The organism is Xanthomonas sp. NCPPB 3174, from assembly GCF_056725205.1.
The window spans coordinates 3,962,193-3,976,451 of sequence record NZ_CM161517.1; the positions used below are offsets into that span (position 1 = coordinate 3,962,193).

Annotated in this window: 11 protein-coding genes; 1 reads left to right on the forward strand and 10 read right to left on the reverse strand. The window is 70.6% G+C overall.

The window, feature by feature from the left end:
- Nucleotides 1-59 precede the first annotated feature (59 nt).
- The 3 genes from lipA to AC1PK7_RS17080 are packed head-to-tail and all read right to left on the reverse strand — an operon-like array spanning nucleotide 60 to nucleotide 2,066.
- Entirely contained in the window at nucleotides 60-1,070 is a 1,011-nt protein-coding gene (gene lipA / locus AC1PK7_RS17070) for a lipoyl synthase (protein ID WP_267082856.1), read from the reverse strand.
- Nucleotides 1,071-1,092: 22 nt separating this feature from the next.
- On the reverse strand, nucleotides 1,093-1,800 hold the full coding sequence (lipB, locus tag AC1PK7_RS17075) for a lipoyl(octanoyl) transferase LipB (RefSeq protein ID WP_481098909.1): 708 nt from the start codon (nucleotides 1,798-1,800) through the stop codon (nucleotides 1,093-1,095).
- Complete coding sequence (locus AC1PK7_RS17080) at nucleotides 1,788-2,066, reverse strand: YbeD family protein (RefSeq protein WP_160945443.1); 279 nt, start codon at nucleotides 2,064-2,066, stop codon at nucleotides 1,788-1,790. The genes lipB and AC1PK7_RS17080 overlap by 13 nt, the downstream gene beginning before the upstream one ends.
- Before the next feature lie 333 nt (nucleotides 2,067-2,399).
- Between AC1PK7_RS17080 and AC1PK7_RS17085 the strand changes: the two genes are divergently transcribed.
- Nucleotides 2,400-3,455 (forward strand): lipid A deacylase LpxR family protein, encoded by a 1,056-nt coding sequence (locus AC1PK7_RS17085; protein ID WP_481098910.1) that lies wholly within the window; start codon nucleotides 2,400-2,402, stop codon nucleotides 3,453-3,455.
- A 219-nt stretch (nucleotides 3,456-3,674) separates the two neighbouring features.
- Here the strand turns inward: AC1PK7_RS17085 and AC1PK7_RS17090 are convergent, their stop codons facing one another.
- From AC1PK7_RS17090 to mrdA, 7 genes are all read right to left on the reverse strand, one after another.
- Nucleotides 3,675-4,886: a D-alanyl-D-alanine carboxypeptidase family protein gene (locus tag AC1PK7_RS17090; protein WP_010343114.1), complete on the reverse strand. Its 1,212-nt coding sequence runs from the start codon at nucleotides 4,884-4,886 to the stop codon at nucleotides 3,675-3,677.
- A 149-nt stretch (nucleotides 4,887-5,035) separates the two neighbouring features.
- Nucleotides 5,036-6,517 carry a septal ring lytic transglycosylase RlpA family protein gene (locus AC1PK7_RS17095; RefSeq protein ID WP_481098911.1) on the reverse strand — a complete coding sequence of 494 codons (1,482 nt, stop codon included), beginning with the start codon at nucleotides 6,515-6,517 and terminating at the stop codon, nucleotides 5,036-5,038.
- Nucleotides 6,514-7,650, reverse strand: coding sequence for a lytic murein transglycosylase B (gene mltB, locus AC1PK7_RS17100; protein WP_481098912.1), 1,137 nt, complete (start codon nucleotides 7,648-7,650; stop codon nucleotides 6,514-6,516). The genes AC1PK7_RS17095 and mltB overlap by 4 nt, the downstream gene beginning before the upstream one ends.
- A gap of 344 nt (nucleotides 7,651-7,994) precedes the next feature.
- On the reverse strand, nucleotides 7,995-9,413 hold the full coding sequence (locus tag AC1PK7_RS17105) for a glycoside hydrolase family 28 protein (RefSeq protein ID WP_481098913.1): 1,419 nt from the start codon (nucleotides 9,411-9,413) through the stop codon (nucleotides 7,995-7,997).
- An 8-nt stretch (nucleotides 9,414-9,421) separates the two neighbouring features.
- Nucleotides 9,422-10,762 (reverse strand): virulence factor family protein, encoded by a 1,341-nt coding sequence (locus AC1PK7_RS17110; protein WP_481098914.1) that lies wholly within the window; start codon nucleotides 10,760-10,762, stop codon nucleotides 9,422-9,424.
- Between the two features lie 333 nt (nucleotides 10,763-11,095).
- Nucleotides 11,096-12,202, reverse strand: coding sequence for a rod shape-determining protein RodA (rodA, locus tag AC1PK7_RS17115; RefSeq protein WP_010343696.1), 1,107 nt, complete (start codon nucleotides 12,200-12,202; stop codon nucleotides 11,096-11,098).
- Nucleotides 12,199-14,259 (reverse strand): penicillin-binding protein 2, encoded by a 2,061-nt coding sequence (gene mrdA, locus AC1PK7_RS17120; RefSeq protein ID WP_481098915.1) that lies wholly within the window; start codon nucleotides 14,257-14,259, stop codon nucleotides 12,199-12,201. Before mrdA ends, rodA begins: the two co-directional genes overlap by 4 nt.

Genomic DNA, 14,259 nt, shown 5'->3' on the forward strand with positions numbered 1-14,259 from the left:
GAACGCGCGTCGCCGCCGCGCACAGGCGCGATCGACGACGCGGCTCAGGAGAACGCGATTCAGGCGGCGACGCCGGCGCCGGCCGCCTGGCGATCGGCGTGATAGGACGAACGCACCATCGGCCCGGAGGCGACGTGGCTGAAGCCCAGCGCGTTGCCGTACTCCTCCAGCGCCTTGTACTCGTCCGGCGTCCAGTAGCGCATCACCGGGTGGTGATGGGCAGTCGGCTGCAGGTACTGGCCGATGGTGACCATGTCCACGTCGTGCGCGCGCAGGTCGCGCAGGGTCGCCTGCACCTGCTCCAGGGTCTCGCCCAGGCCGAGCATGATGCCGGACTTGGTGGCGATCGCCGGATGCTGCGCCTTGAACTTCTTCAGCAGGGTCAGCGACCACTGGTAGTCGGCGCCGGGGCGCACGTTCGGGTACAGGTCCGGCACGGTCTCGATGTTGTGGTTGAACACATCCGGCGGATTGGTCGCCAGGATCTCGAGCGCGCGGTCCATGCGGCCCTTGCCGCGGAAGTCCGGGGTCAGGATCTCGATGCGGGTGTTCGGCGCGGCGACGCGGATGGCGCCGATGCAGTCGGCGAAGTGCTGGGCGCCGCCGTCGCGCAGGTCGTCGCGGTCGACGCTGGTCACCACCACGTACTTCAGGCCCATGTCGGCCACGGTCTGCGCCAGGCTGGCCGGCTCGCCCGCATCCGGCGGCTTGGGCCGGCCGTGCGCGACATCGCAGAACGAGCAGCGGCGGGTGCAGACCTCGCCGAGGATCATGAAGGTGGCGGTGCCGTGGCCGAAGCACTCGTGGATGTTCGGGCAGCTGGCCTCTTCGCAGACGGTGACCAGGCGGTTCTCGCGCAGCTTGGCCTTGAGGGTCTGCACCGCATTGCCGGAGGGAATGCGCACGCGGATCCACGAGGGTTTGCGCAGCACCGGCGCGTCGGCGAACTGCACCGGCGAGCGCGCGATCTTGTCGCCGCCCAACTGCTTGACGCCGGTCTGCAGCGGCGCGGGCGCGCTGTCGCCGGAAAGGACCTGCAAGGGAATGGAGCGTGCGCTGGGCTGGGTCATGGCGTGGTCGGCGGGCAGGCGGTCAGGCCGCGTGCGTGAGCGAGAGATCGGGCAAGGCGTCGAGCGGCTGCAGGGTCAGCCCGAACTGGCGCGCCAGTTGGGCCAGCAGGACCGGAGTGACCGCCTGCATGCCGGAGGGACCGCCCAAGTCTAGCACCGCGGTCACCTGCAGGCCCTGGTAGCCGCAGGGATTGATCCGGTGGAACGGCTCCAGGTCCATCGCCACGTTGAACGACAGGCCATGGAAGGTGCAGCCGCGGCGCACACGGATGCCGAGCGCGGCGACCTTGGCGCCGCCGACATAGACGCCCGGCGCGCCGTCGCGGCGCTCACCGAGGATGTTCCATTCGTCGAGGGTGTCGATGATCGCCTGCTCGATCCGGCACACGTAGTCGCGCACGCCGATGTGCAGCCGGCGCAGGTCCAGCAGCGGGTACACCACCAACTGGCCGGGGCCGTGGTAGGTGACCTGGCCGCCGCGATCGACCTGCAGCACCGGGATGTCGCCGGGCGCCAGCACGTGTTCCGGCTTGCCGGCCTGGCCGAGGGTGAACACCGGCTCGTGTTCCACCACCCACAGTTCGTCGGGCGTCGCCTCGTCGCGCGCATCGGTGAAGCGCTGCATCGCCCGCCACACCGGCTCGTAGGGCTGACGGCCGAGCTGGCGCACCCGGCACGGCGGCAGCGTGAGGGCCGGCGCCAGTGGCGCGTCCCCGGCTACAGCGTCCACTTCACTTCCGGGTGCTCGCGCAGCGCCTGGTGCGCGGCGTCGTACTGGGCGCGGTCCACCGCACGGAAGGCGATGCGCACCGACACATACTTGCCGTTGGACGAATGCTTCCAACTGATGCGCTCCTCCATCACCTCCACGCCGGCGGCGACCAGCAGGCGCGGCAGTTCGGCCTCCAGGCCGGTGTTGGCGGTGCCCATGGCGCTGAGTTCGAACACGCCGGGGAACTGGAAACCGTGATCGGGGTTATCGGAAGTGATGTCCATGCCCGCATTATCGGGCCGGCACCGGGCAAACCCAAGGCCGGGCCGGAGTGGACGGCAGCGGCCCGGGCCTGCCAGCCGCATGCCAGGCACGGGTGGGGAGCGGCCACGCTGCCTCGGCTGCGCCTACCTGCGCGGGTCATTGCGCACCATCGCCTTCACGCGACAAGAGGGCGAATGGGACAGACAAACCCAAACGGACGAATTTGTCCGCTACGGCACTTTTGCCTATCCTTCACTGCACGGGCTGCGTTCATGGTCCGGGATGTCGCCGGCATCGACTGCCTGCAGGCGGACATCGCCGCTCACGCCTTTTTCCGACCAGAGACGCCGCCCATGCCGTCGCCCCGCCCGCTTGTTCCGCTGGCCATCGCCCTGGCCTTCGCCTCGGCCCCGGTCGCCGCCACCACGCAATGTCCACACGACACCCTGGAAGCGACCGCGCCGACCATCAACGTCCGCGTCGACAACGACCTGTTCGGTGGCGCCGGCCAGGACCAGGGCTATACCAATGGGTTCGGCCTGATCATCGTCTCGCCGAACCTGCGCGACTACACCGACGACCCCTGCCTGCCGCGGCTGGCGCGGGCGGCGAACCGCGCCCTGACCTGGCTGCAGCCGAACAGCGACTTCACCCAGCGCAACATGACCTTCGCGATCGGCCAGGCGTTGTTCACTCCCACCGACAAGACCCGCCGCGACCTGATCGAGGACGACCGTCCCTACGCCGGCCTGTTGCTGATGAACATCGGCTACAACGCGCGCAACGACGACCGCCTGCGCACCACGCAACTCACCCTGGGCCTGGTCGGCCCGTCGGCGCAGGGCAAGCAGGTGCAGGATGCGGTGCACGACCTGTTGGGCGACGCCAAGTTCCAGGGCTGGGACAACCAGTTGCACGACGAGCCGGTGTTCCGCGTGCTGCACGAACGCCTGCGCCGCTGGTCCGGCGACGGCAGCCGCGACGGCTGGGGGTGGGACGCGATCAGCCACTGGGGCGGCGCGCTGGGCACCCTGGATACCCACGCCAATGCCGGCATGGAACTGCGCCTGGGCTGGAAGCTGCCCGACGATTTCGGCAGTTCGCCGCTGCGCCCCGCCGGCGAGAACGTCGCCCCGCCGGCCGACAGCGTCGGCAGCGGCTGGTCGGCCCACCTGTTCGTGACCACCGATGGACGCTGGGTCTTGCGCGACATCACCCTGGACGGCAACACCTTCCGCGACAGCCACAGCGTGAAGAAGCGCCCCTTCGTCGGCGACGCCGGCATCGGCCTGGCGGTGATGCGCGGCAAATGGAAGTTCGCCCTCGCCCGCTACTGGCGCACCCGCGAGTTCGACCTGCAGCGGCAGACGCCGGTGTTCGGGAGTTTTACGGTGAGCAGGCGGCTTTAGCCGCCGGGATTTGGGAGTCGGGATTCGGGATTCGAAGGTCTTCGCGAGCGCGCGGTGCCGTAGGAGCGGCTTCAGCCGCGACGCTTTATCGGTAAGGCGTCGCGGCTGAAGCCGCTCCTACAAGAAGCGAGGGCAGCACGCGCTGTCGCCACCAATCCCGAATCCCCACTGCCGAATCCCCAAGAAAAAAGCCGGCATCAGCCGGCTTTTTTCAAACACTCATTCCGATTCCCACCACATCCAGAAGCTGTCCCACAGGCGCTTGAAGAAGCCAGCCTCGTCGACCGCCTTCAGCGCCACCAGCGGGGCCTGCGCCACCACCTTGCCGTCCAGGCTCACCTTGACCGTGCCGATCTGCTGGCCCTGCTTGATCGGGGCCTCCAGGGTCTTGGGCACTTCGATCGCCGGCTTCAGTTCGTTGTAGCGGCCGCGCGGCACGCTGACCAGCAGCGGCTGCGCCACGCCCAGCAGCACCTGCTTCTCGGTACCCTTCCACACGCGCTGCTGCGCGACCTGCTTGCCCGGTTCGTACAGGCTGTGGGTCTCGAAGAAGCGGAAGCCCCAGTTCAGCAGCGCCAGGCTGTCCTCGGCGCGCTGCTTCTCGGAACTGTCGCCCATCACCACCGCGATCAGGCGCTGGTCGCCGCGCTTGGCCGAGCTGAGCAGGCAGTAGCCGGCTTCGGAGGTGTGGCCGGTCTTGATGCCGTCCACGCTGGGGTCGCGCCACAGCAGCAGGTTGCGGTTCGGCTGGGTGATGTCGCCGACGCGGAATTCCTTGATCTTGTTGTACGCGTAGGTTTCCGGATAGTCGCGCACCATCGCCCGGCCCAGCAGCGCCAGGTCGTAGGCCGTGGTGTAGTGGCCGTCGGCCGACAGGCCGTGGGCGTTGACGAAGTGCGAGCCGGTCATGCCGATCTTCTTCGCGTACTCGTTCATCAGCGACGCGAAGGCTTCCTCGCTGCCGGCGGTATGTTCGGCCAGCGCGATCGCCGCGTCGTTGCCGGACTGGATCGCCATGCCCTTCTCCATGTCTTCCAGGCGCGCGGTCTTGTTGACCGGGAAGCCGCTGTAGCTGCCGTCGGTGCCGGCGCCGCCCTCACGCCAGGCGCGCTCGCTGAGCATGACCTGGTCGTCGCGGGTGATCTTACCCAGCTTCAGTTCGGCCGCGATCACGTACGAGGTCATCACCTTGGTGATGCTGGCCGGGGCCACGCGTTCGTGTTCGTTCTCGCCGGCCAGCACCTGGCCGGTGGCGTAATCCATCAGCACCCAAGACTTGGAGACGGCCGGCTTCGGCGCGGGCGGGATCGCCACGGTGGCCGGAGCGGCGGCAGCGGCGGCCGGCGGCGCGGGAACCGGACCGGGCGTCTGCGCGGAAACCAGGCCGACGGCAAACGTGGCCACGGCAGCGACGGCGAAGCGGAATTTCATCTAAAACGACTCCTGGCGGGCCCGAAGGCCGATGGAAAACGCGACATTGTAGGCCGAGCCGGCGCCCGGGCAGGCGCGGCCGGGATACGCGCGCAAACCGGCGTTAAGCCATCGGCGCGCCGAAAGCCCGCCGCGGTGGGCGAGCTACCTCAATCCTTGACGATCTGCGGCCGGCCGAAGCCCAGGCCGGCGATGCGCGTGGCCAGTTCCGCGGCGCGGCCATGGTCCTCGGCCGCCACCCGCAGCCGCCACAGGGTGCGCCCCCCGGAGACGATGTCGCTGATGCTGGCGCCGACGATGCCGGCCGAGGCCAGCTGCGACAGCGCGCGGTTGGCGTTCTCGCGGCTGGCGAAGCTGGCCACCTGCAGCAGGATGCCGAGCGGCCCGCGCGCGCTGTCGGCGTCGGCCCGCGGCTCGGCGCTGGCGACCGCTCTGGCGGGAGTCGCCGGCGTCGGCGTGGCCACGGCGACACTCGGCGCAGGCGCGGCAGGTGCGGCCGTGGGCGTGGCGGCTGCAGTGCCGCGGGATCCGCGCGCCGGGGTGCTCGCCGCGGCGACGCTGGGCGCCGGCATGGTCGGCTTGCCGGTGGCCACGCGCACGCCACGCGACTTCATCCACGCGTCGAAGCGATCGGCATCGCCGACCCGACCCGGCGCGTCCTGGACGCGATAGCGCCAACGCTCGCCTTCCGGCAGCGCCGCGGCCGTGGCGGTCGCCGCGGCGGCGGTAGGCGCGACCACCGCAGCCACCGGCACGGCACGCGCCGGCGCGGCCGCGGCCACGCTGCCGCCGGCCGTTCCGGCCGACGTCGCCGGCAGGGTCTTGACTAGGTTGTCCATGTCCGCCGCGCGCCGCACCGCCGCGGGATCGCGCGTGGCGGCCGCAGTGGACGCGCTGGCCAGCAGCGTCGCCGGGCGCCGGCCGGGAGTGCGCCGTGCCAGCAGGTCGCCGTTGTCGGCCGGGGTCAGGCCGCGCACTTCCACGCGGCCGGTGCCCTTGCCGGTGATGCCGAGCTTGACCGCCGCCGCGTAGCTCAGGTCGATCAGCCGGTCGTCGTGGAACGGGCCGCGATCGTTGATCCGCACCACCACCGATTCGCCGTTGTCCAAGTTGGTGACCAGGGCGAAGCTGGGCAGCGGCAGGGTCTTGTGCGCGGCGGTGAACGCGTACATGTCGTAGACCTCGCGGTTGGAGGTCAGCCGGCCATGGAACTTGCTGCCGTAGTACGAGGCGGTACCGCGCTCGACGTAGCTGTGCGGATCGTCGATGACCACGTACTCGCGGCCCAACACCATGTACGGGGAGCGGTTGCCGATGGCCGAGCGCGGCTCGTCGGTGACCAGCGGCTCGGGAATGCAGGCGACGTTGGGCACGTAGTCCGGGGTGCTGTCGCGCACGCCGGGCGCGTAGAGGCCGCCGGCGGTGTAGTTGCCGCGCTTGGACGGGTCTTCCTTGGCCGGCGCGTAGGGCGAGGTCGACGGGCAGCCGGTGGCGACATGCGCCGGGCCCTTGCCCTCGACCCGGATGCCGGGTCCGGCGCCGCCGGCGGTCTTCTTCGGGGCGCTGCTGCAGGCGGCCAGCGCCAGCACAGCGACGACGGGAGCGATCCGGAGCAGCGCGTTCGGGTTCATGCCGGGGGTAACTCCTTGCCGGCGATGGCCTGGGACAGTTGATAGACGGCCATCGCGTACATCTTGGAATTGTTGTAGCGGGTGATCGCGTAGTAGTTCTGGAAGCCCAGCCAGTACTGCTTGCCGGCGCTGCCGTCGAGGCTGATCGGCGTGGCGGTGCCCGCCGTCGCCGGCACCGGCGCGGTCGGCGTGTAGCCGCGCGCGGCCAGGTCGGCCAGGGTGTAGGTCGGCGTCCAGTCGGTCGGATTGAATTCCTCCGCCCCCGGACGCAGCGTCGCCGGCACCGCGACCACGCCGTCGCGCACCCAGCCGCCCTTCTTGACGAAGTAGTTGGCGATCGACGAGAACGCGTCGTCGTAGTCGGTGAACAGGTTGCGCTTGCCGTCGCCATCGCCGTCGACCGCGAACTGGCGGTAGCTGGACGGCATGAACTGGCCCAAGCCCATGGCGCCGGCATAGCTGCCGATCAGGCTGGTGATGTCCAGGTTCTCCTCGCGGGCCAGCGCGAACAGCTGGCCGAGTTCGTCGCGGAAGAACAGCTCGCGGCGCACCTCGCGCTCGAGCTTGGCCGGGTCGCCGCTGCGCGGGTAGCGGAACGCCAGCGTGTACAGCGCATCCAGCACGCGGTAGGAGCCGGCGTTCTTGCCGTAGCTGGTCTCCACGCCAATGATCGCCACGATGGTCTCGGCCGGCACGCCGGTGCGCGCCTGCACCCGCTGCAATTCGTCGCGGTGCGTGGCCAGGAACGCGCGACCGCCGTCGATGCGCGCCTGGCTGATGAACATCGGCCGGTATTCGCTCCACGGCTTGACCCGCTCGGCCGGGCGCGACATCGCCGCGACGATCGCATCCTTGAACTGCGCCTGCGCCAGGGTCGCCTCGATCTGCGCCGGAGCGATGCCGTACTTGGCCGCGGTGTCGCGAACGAAGTTGGCGCGGGCGACCTCGAACGGCACCGGGGTCAGGTCCACCGGCGGCGCCTGCACCGCCTCGGGTGCGGCTTCGACCGGCGGTGCCGGGCGTGGGGCCGGCGGCGGCGCGCTGGCCTGCGGCGGCGACGGCGGCGCCTTGGGCTGGGTCGCGCATGCGACCAGGCCAAGCGTGAGCAGGCAAATCAGCGAGCGTCGGATCATGCCGGCAGACTAACAGATTCAAGATGAATTTCTACCAATAACGCCATGAAACAAAAGAACTTTGCCGCAGGTCAAGTGCGCCTGCAGCATTCTCTTCCAGCGTGCTCCCGCACTTCACGCGGCGCTTGCCGCCGCTGGAGCGTGAAAGGGCGCCGGACGTGCCTCCGCGGCAACGCAAGGCCTTGGATCTGATGCCGCTCTCGGAACGCCGGGCAGCACCCGGCGCAGCGGCCCACGCGCACCATCGGCACGCACCGCCCTGCCCCGCGCATCCCTGGCAGCGCCTCGCACAAAACAGCCTGGACTGCCGAGGGATGGAGGGCGACGGGTTTGCCGCGCAGCAGCTACAGGGCCGGAAACACTGGCGCGCTGGCGCAGGCGGGGACCGACCCGGCGAGCGTGGTCGCATAGGTCGAGGCCGCGCTGCTGTCCTCGCTCAAGCGCAAGTCGGACTGGTCCACGCCGATGCGCGCGTTGCCGGCATGCAGGGCAACGACGTCGGCCTCCACGTGCGCGAGCACCAGGTCGAGCGGCGTCGCGGCGCTGTCGCCCTGCACGGTGCTGCCCTTGCCGGCAGGCGTGTCCTGCGCGCGCAGTCCGTCGACCACGATTCCGACGAAGGTCGGCACATTGCCGCTGCCGCTGCCGCCGTGGTCGTGGCCGTAGCGCGGCGTGATCACCAGCGGCCTGGCCACGCCGAACAGGCAGGTGTTGCGGTAGAGCACATCGCGCACCGGGCCGCCCTTGGTCGGGCCGGTCTTGATGCGCAAGCCGTTGTTGTCGGTGGCGACGATGCCGTCGGCGTCGTGGCCGACCAGGCGGTTGCCGTCCACCAGCACGTTGTCGACGCCGTACATCACCTCGCTGCCGATGGAGATGCCGTGGGTGCCGTAGAAACGCGAATCGCGCACGGTGATGTCGGCCGAACGCGCGGCGCTGGTCTTGATCGCGATGCCGTCGTCGCCGGCCATCACGTCGTTGTCGGCCAGGGTCGCATTGCGCACGCTGTCCAGATCCAGGCCATCGGTGTTGGGGCTGTTGGCCGGTGCCCTGACCCGCACGCCCCACACGGTGACGCCGTCGCCGCCGTGCACGAAGAAGTGGAAGTACGGCGCATCGATCAGGTTGAGGTGGTAGAGCTGCAGATCGGCGACGTCCTGCGCACGGATCAGGTCGGGCGCGTTCTGGGTCAGGCCGGCGGCCTTGGCGCTGCGCGCGAACTGCCACCAGCTGTCGCTGCCGCCGAGCATCGGCAGGTCGCCGCGGCCGTCGATGCTGCCCTGGTGGCCGGCGGCGTCGCGCACGCCCATCACCCCCAGGGCGCGCCCGTGCAGGGTGATCAGCGCGCGGCAGCTGCCACTGCGATCCGCGGCCTGGCCGCAGGCGCTGCGGCCAGAGACCTGGTAGTCGGCCGGCTGGCGCGAGGCGAACAGGGTCACGCCGCTGTCGATGACCAGCGTGGTGTTGTTGCGGATCGTCAACGGCCCGCTGAGGAAGGCGGTACCGCTGCCGGCGCGCAGCAGCACCGCGCCGTGCGCGCCGTCGGCGCAGCGGTCGAGCGCGGCCTGGATGCGTGCGGTGTCCGGCGGGCGGCGCTCCTGCGCGTCGGCGAAGCGGCGTTGCTGCGCCTGCAGGGTCGCATCCAGGGTCGTACACACCGGCGGCAGCTGCGGTTCGACGACACGGCGGGCATCGCCGGTCGCAGCGGCGCTGGCGAACGCCACGGCCGCGAGCAGGCCGCCGCAGACCAGCGCAACGCGCATGCGCAGGCTCATTGCCGCAGCGCGGCGTGCGACGGCGGCAGCGCGGCGGCGGGCGATGCCGTGGCCGCGGCAGGACGCGGCGCGCGCAATTCGGCCACGGGCAGGCGCGCGTCGGCGGACAGTTGCTGCCAGCGGTCGTCGACGATCGTCGCCAGGCCCGCCGGGTGTTGGTCGAAATGGTGACCGCCGTGCAACACCACCACCTCCGCGCCGCGCGCACGCAATTGCGGGCAGAGCGTATCGGTTTCCTTGTCGCCGTACACGCACAGCAACTGCGCCGGGGCGATGCGCGCCACTTCCGGCTGTACCGGCAAGGCATCGTCGGCGTCGCCGAGATTGAACCAGCCGCGCACGCGGATCTGGAAATCGGCCTTGTGCTCCAGGCCCAGCAGGGCCACCAGGCCGACCTGCTCGCGCTGCGCCGGCGGCAGCCGGTTGACCATGAACGGCAGCGTGGTGGCGCCGAAGGAATAGCCGACCAGCAGGATCTTCTGCGGACGCCAGCGCTGCTGGTAATAGGCGATGACCCGGCTCAGGTCGGCGCTGGCCCGCGCCGGCGGCTTGGCCCGCCAGAAGTAGCGCAGACTGTCCCAGCCGACCACGGCGATGCCGCGGCGCTGCAGGGCCTCGGCCATGCCCTTGTCGATGTCGCGCCAGCCGCCGTCGCCGGACAGCACGATGGCCAGCGGCGCGCCCGGGATGTTCGACGGCAGTTCGGTCAGCGGCAGGTCGTCCAGCGCACCGCCGCGGCCGCGCGCGTGCAGGTGCACGGCGACGCGCGCCGCCAGCGCGGCATCCACGCCGCCATCGGCCGGCGCCGCCACGGTGTCGACGAAGCCCTGCGCCGGAGTAGCGGCGGCGGTGCCGGCGCAGACCTCGGTGGGTGCCGGCGCCACGCCGATGGCGCCGCCCAGGGTCGCGGTCGGCGCCGCCCCGACGATGCGCTCGGCGAGGGTCGCGGCGGTACCGGTGCCGGCCAGCACCGGCAGGTAGTAGCTGTCGCCATGCAACTGCCGCTGCAGCCGCCGGCTCAACTGCTCGGCGTCGTGCCAAGCCTTGTCGCAGCCGTGGCCGCCACGACGCAGGTGCTTGAGATAACGCTGGCCGTCGACCACCGCGACCAGCGCGCCGCTGGCGGCGATGCGCTGCGCGGCGGCCTGCCGCTGCGCCGGGCTGCCGCTGGCGAGCAGGATCACCAGGCCCTGCGGCGTGCCCTGCGGATGCACCAGGGTCGCACGACCGTAGCCGCGGGCATGCAGCGCACCCGGCGGAAAGTAATAGCGCAGCAGTGCGTAGCCGCTCAGGCCCAACACCACGCTCGTCAACAGCAATACACGCAGGAATTTCATCAAGACGCATCCAGCCCGGCAGTGCCGGACATCGGGACAACCACGGGACGCGAGGAAACGGCGTTGCGGCGAACGCACGCGGACGCGCAGGCCTGGGCCCGGGTCGGCGGACGTGCTGCGCGTGGCTCCTCGACGACGGTGGGCTGGGATGGATGCGCGGGGTCGCACCTGCCTACCCGGAACGTTCCTGCGCGCGTGTGGGCCGGGGGGAGCGGCGCGCGTCACGTGGCATCGACGCGAATTGTGGCACGCGTGACACGCGCTGCCATCCTGCAGTCATCTGCCTGCAAGGGAGCGGTTAAGCCAGCGCGCGGCAGCGGCCGTGCGGCTCGCTCAGTAACCGTGCACCGGACGGTGCGCCTTCACCGCCATCACCAGGCCCAGTCCGGCCAGCAGCGACACCGCCGAGGTGCCGCCGTAGCTCATCAGCGGCATCGGCACGCCGACCACCGGCAGCAGCCCGGAGATCATGCCGCCGTTGACCAGCACGTAGACGAAGAACGCCAGGCCGGTGGCGCCGGCCAACAGCCGCGAGAAGGTGTCGCGCGCCTGCGAGGCGATCCACAGGCAACGCCCGATCACGATCAGGTACAGGGTCAGCACGGTGGCCACGCCGATCCAGCCGAACTCCTCGCTGAGCACTGAGAAGGCGAAGTCGGTGGTCTGCTCGGGAATGAAGTTCAGGTGCGACTGCGAGCCCAGGCCCCAGCCCTTGCCGTGCAGGCCGCCGGAGCCGATCGCGATCTTGGACTGGATGATGTTCCAGCCGGCGCCGAGCGCGTCGTTCTCCGGGTTGAGGAACATCATGATGCGGTCCTTCTGGTAGGGCCGCAGCAGCCACAGCCACGCCACCGGCGCGGCCGCGGCGACGCCGCCGACGGCGATGCCCACCCACCACCACGGCAGGCCGGCCAGCAGCAGCACGAAGCCGCCGCTGGCGGCGATCAGCACGCCGGTGCCGAAGTCCGGCTGCAGCATGATCAAGGCGGTGGGAATGCCGATGATCACCGCGCTGACCAGCACCGTGGGGATGCGCGGCGGCAGCGGCATGCGGTGCAGGTACCAGGCCACCATCATCGGCATGCTGATCTTCAGCAGTTCGGCCGGCTGCAGGTAGAACACCTTCAGGTCCAGCCACTGCCGCCCGTACTTGCCGGTGCCCAGCACGAATACCGCCAGCAGCGGCAGCATCGACAGCGCGTAGATCAGCGGGGTCCAGGCGCGCAGGCGCAGCGCCGACACCCGCGACAGGCTCCACATCGCCGCCGCACCGATGGCGAAGCGCGCGCCCTGCGCCATGACGAGGTGCATGCCGCCGGCGCTCTTGAGCACCGCCAGCCCCATCGCCATCAGCGCGCCCAGCGCCAGGCACAGCGGCCAGTCCAGGGTGCGGGTGAAGCGGCCGCCGATGTCGACCAGCCAGCGCAGGAAATCCTTCATCGCTCGTCCGGAATCTCGTCGGGGATCGCCGGCGCCGCGGACTGCAGCGGCACCACCGCCGCATCCACCTCGGCCTCGCCGATCAGCACCGGGCGTTCGCCGGCGGCCAGGGCGACCGCATCGGCGGCGGCGCGCGAGCCCGGATCCTCGGCGTAGTACAGGTGGCTGCCGAAGGCGGTGGCGCCGCGCAGGCTGTCCAGCGGCTCGACGCCGGGCGGCAGCCGGCCGAGCAGCCAGGCATCGAAGATCTTGCGCGCGATCGGCGCGGCGGTACTGGCGCCGTAGCCGCCGCCTTCCACCGCGATCGCCAGGGCGATGGTCGGCCGCTCGGCGGGCGCGAAGCCCTCGAACAGCGAGCGGTGACGCAGGTGCATCGGCAGGCTGCGCGGATCGACCGCGGCCAGCCCCTTGCGGCTGACCACCTGCGCGGTGCCGGTCTTGCCGGCCATCTGGTACGGCGCACCGACGGTGATGGCATAGCCGCTGCCGCCCGGGCGCATGGTGTCCATCATGCCCTCGCGCACCGCCTGCAGGTTGCTGGGGTTGTCGCTGATCGGCTTGCTCGGCTCCGGCTGCACCGGCGCCCACGGCTGGTCGAAGGCCTGGCGCGTGGCCATCACCAGGTGCGGCGTGCGCAATTGCCCGTCGGCGATGCCGGCAACCCCGCGCACCAGTTGCAGCGGCGTCACCTTCCAGTCGCCCTGGCCGATGGCGATGTTGACCGTGTCGCCGGGGTACCAGGCTTCCTTGCGGCTCTTGGCCTTGTAGGCCGGCGACGGCACGATGCCGCCGGTCTCGCCGACCAGGTCGATGCCGGTGGGCACGCCGAAGCCGTAGCGGGTCATGTACTGGTCGACCTTGGTGATGCCCATGTCGATGGCCAGCTTGTAGTAGTAGGTGTTCACCGACTGCGCGATCGACTTGCGCAGGTCGGTCCAGCCGTGGCCGCCGCGGTGCGAGTCGCCCCAGCCGCGGCTGACCCCGGGCAGGTAGAACATGCCGGTGGAGAGGATCTTGTCCTCCGGGCGGCGGGTGCCACTGTCCAGGCCGGCCAGGCCCATGAACGGCTTGATGGTGGAGCCGGGCGCCACGCCGCCCAGCACCAGGCGGTTGAACTGCGGCCGCGACGGGTCGCTGTTGAGCGCCTGGAAATCGGCGTGGGAGATGCCGTTGACGAACAGGTTGGGGTCGTAGGATGGCAGGCTGACCATGGCCAGGATCTCGCCGGTGCGCGGATCGATGGCGATCGCCGAGCCCTGGTAGTCCCCGAAGGCGGCGACCATGGCGCGCTGCAGATCGGCGTCGATGGACAGGCGCAGGTCGGCGCCGGATTGCGCCGGCACCCGGCCGACGGTGCGGATCGCGCGGCCCTGCACGTTGGTCTCGACCTGCTCGTAGCCGACCTTGCCGCGCAGTTCCTCTTCGTAATAGCGCTCCAGCCCGGACTTGCCGATGTGGGTCAGCGCGGCGTTGCCCTCGCCCAGCGCCTCCAGGTCCTTCTCGTCGATGCGGCCGACGTAGCCGATGATGTGCGCGAACAGGTCGCCGTAGGGGTAGTGCCGGGTCAGGTAGGGCTCCAGCTCCACGCCCGGGAAGCGCCAGCGGTCCACCGCGAAGCGCGCCCGCTCCTCCTCGCTGACACGCAGCTTCAGGGTGATCGGACGGAAGCTGCGGCTGGCCTTGCGCGCGGCCTGGAAACGCTCGATGTCTTCCGGCGACAGCGCGATGACCTTGCCCAGCTCGGCCAGCAGCGCGTCCATGTCGGCGACCTTGTCCGGGGTCACGTCGAGCCGGAACGCGGGCACGTTCTCGGCCAGCAGCCGGCCGTTACGGTCGTAGATCATGCCGCGCCCGGGCACCACCGGCCGCGGCTTGATGCGGTTGGCGTCGGAGCGGGTGGCGTAGACATCGTGGTCCAGCACCTGCAGCTTGAAGTACCAGCCGCCCAGGCCCAGCAATGCCACCAGCACGCCGAGGAAGCCCAGCGCCGCGCGGCGCCGGAACTGCTCGGCCTCGGCGTGCGGATTCTTCTGCGCGCGGCGCGGATGCAGGGCCAT

Excerpts from the sequence above, each read along its gene's own strand:
- AC1PK7_RS17095 (WP_481098911.1), bottom strand. The coding sequence starts at position 6,517 with ATGAACCCGAACGCGCTGCTCCGGATCGCTCCCGTCGTCGCTGTGCTG.
- mrdA (WP_481098915.1), bottom strand. The coding sequence starts at position 14,259 with ATGGCCCTGCATCCGCGCCGCGCGCAGAAGAATCCGCACGCCGAGGCC.
- AC1PK7_RS17080 (WP_160945443.1), bottom strand. The coding sequence starts at position 2,066 with ATGGACATCACTTCCGATAACCCCGATCACGGTTTCCAGTTCCCCGGC.
- lipA (WP_267082856.1), bottom strand. The coding sequence starts at position 1,070 with ATGACCCAGCCCAGCGCACGCTCCATTCCCTTGCAGGTCCTTTCCGGC.
- AC1PK7_RS17085 (WP_481098910.1), top strand. The coding sequence starts at position 2,400 with ATGCCGTCGCCCCGCCCGCTTGTTCCGCTGGCCATCGCCCTGGCCTTC.
- rodA (WP_010343696.1), bottom strand. The coding sequence starts at position 12,202 with ATGAAGGATTTCCTGCGCTGGCTGGTCGACATCGGCGGCCGCTTCACC.
- mltB (WP_481098912.1), bottom strand. The coding sequence starts at position 7,650 with ATGATCCGACGCTCGCTGATTTGCCTGCTCACGCTTGGCCTGGTCGCA.
- AC1PK7_RS17090 (WP_010343114.1), bottom strand. The coding sequence starts at position 4,886 with ATGAAATTCCGCTTCGCCGTCGCTGCCGTGGCCACGTTTGCCGTCGGC.
- AC1PK7_RS17110 (WP_481098914.1), bottom strand. The coding sequence starts at position 10,762 with ATGAAATTCCTGCGTGTATTGCTGTTGACGAGCGTGGTGTTGGGCCTG.
- AC1PK7_RS17105 (WP_481098913.1), bottom strand. The coding sequence starts at position 9,413 with ATGCGCGTTGCGCTGGTCTGCGGCGGCCTGCTCGCGGCCGTGGCGTTC.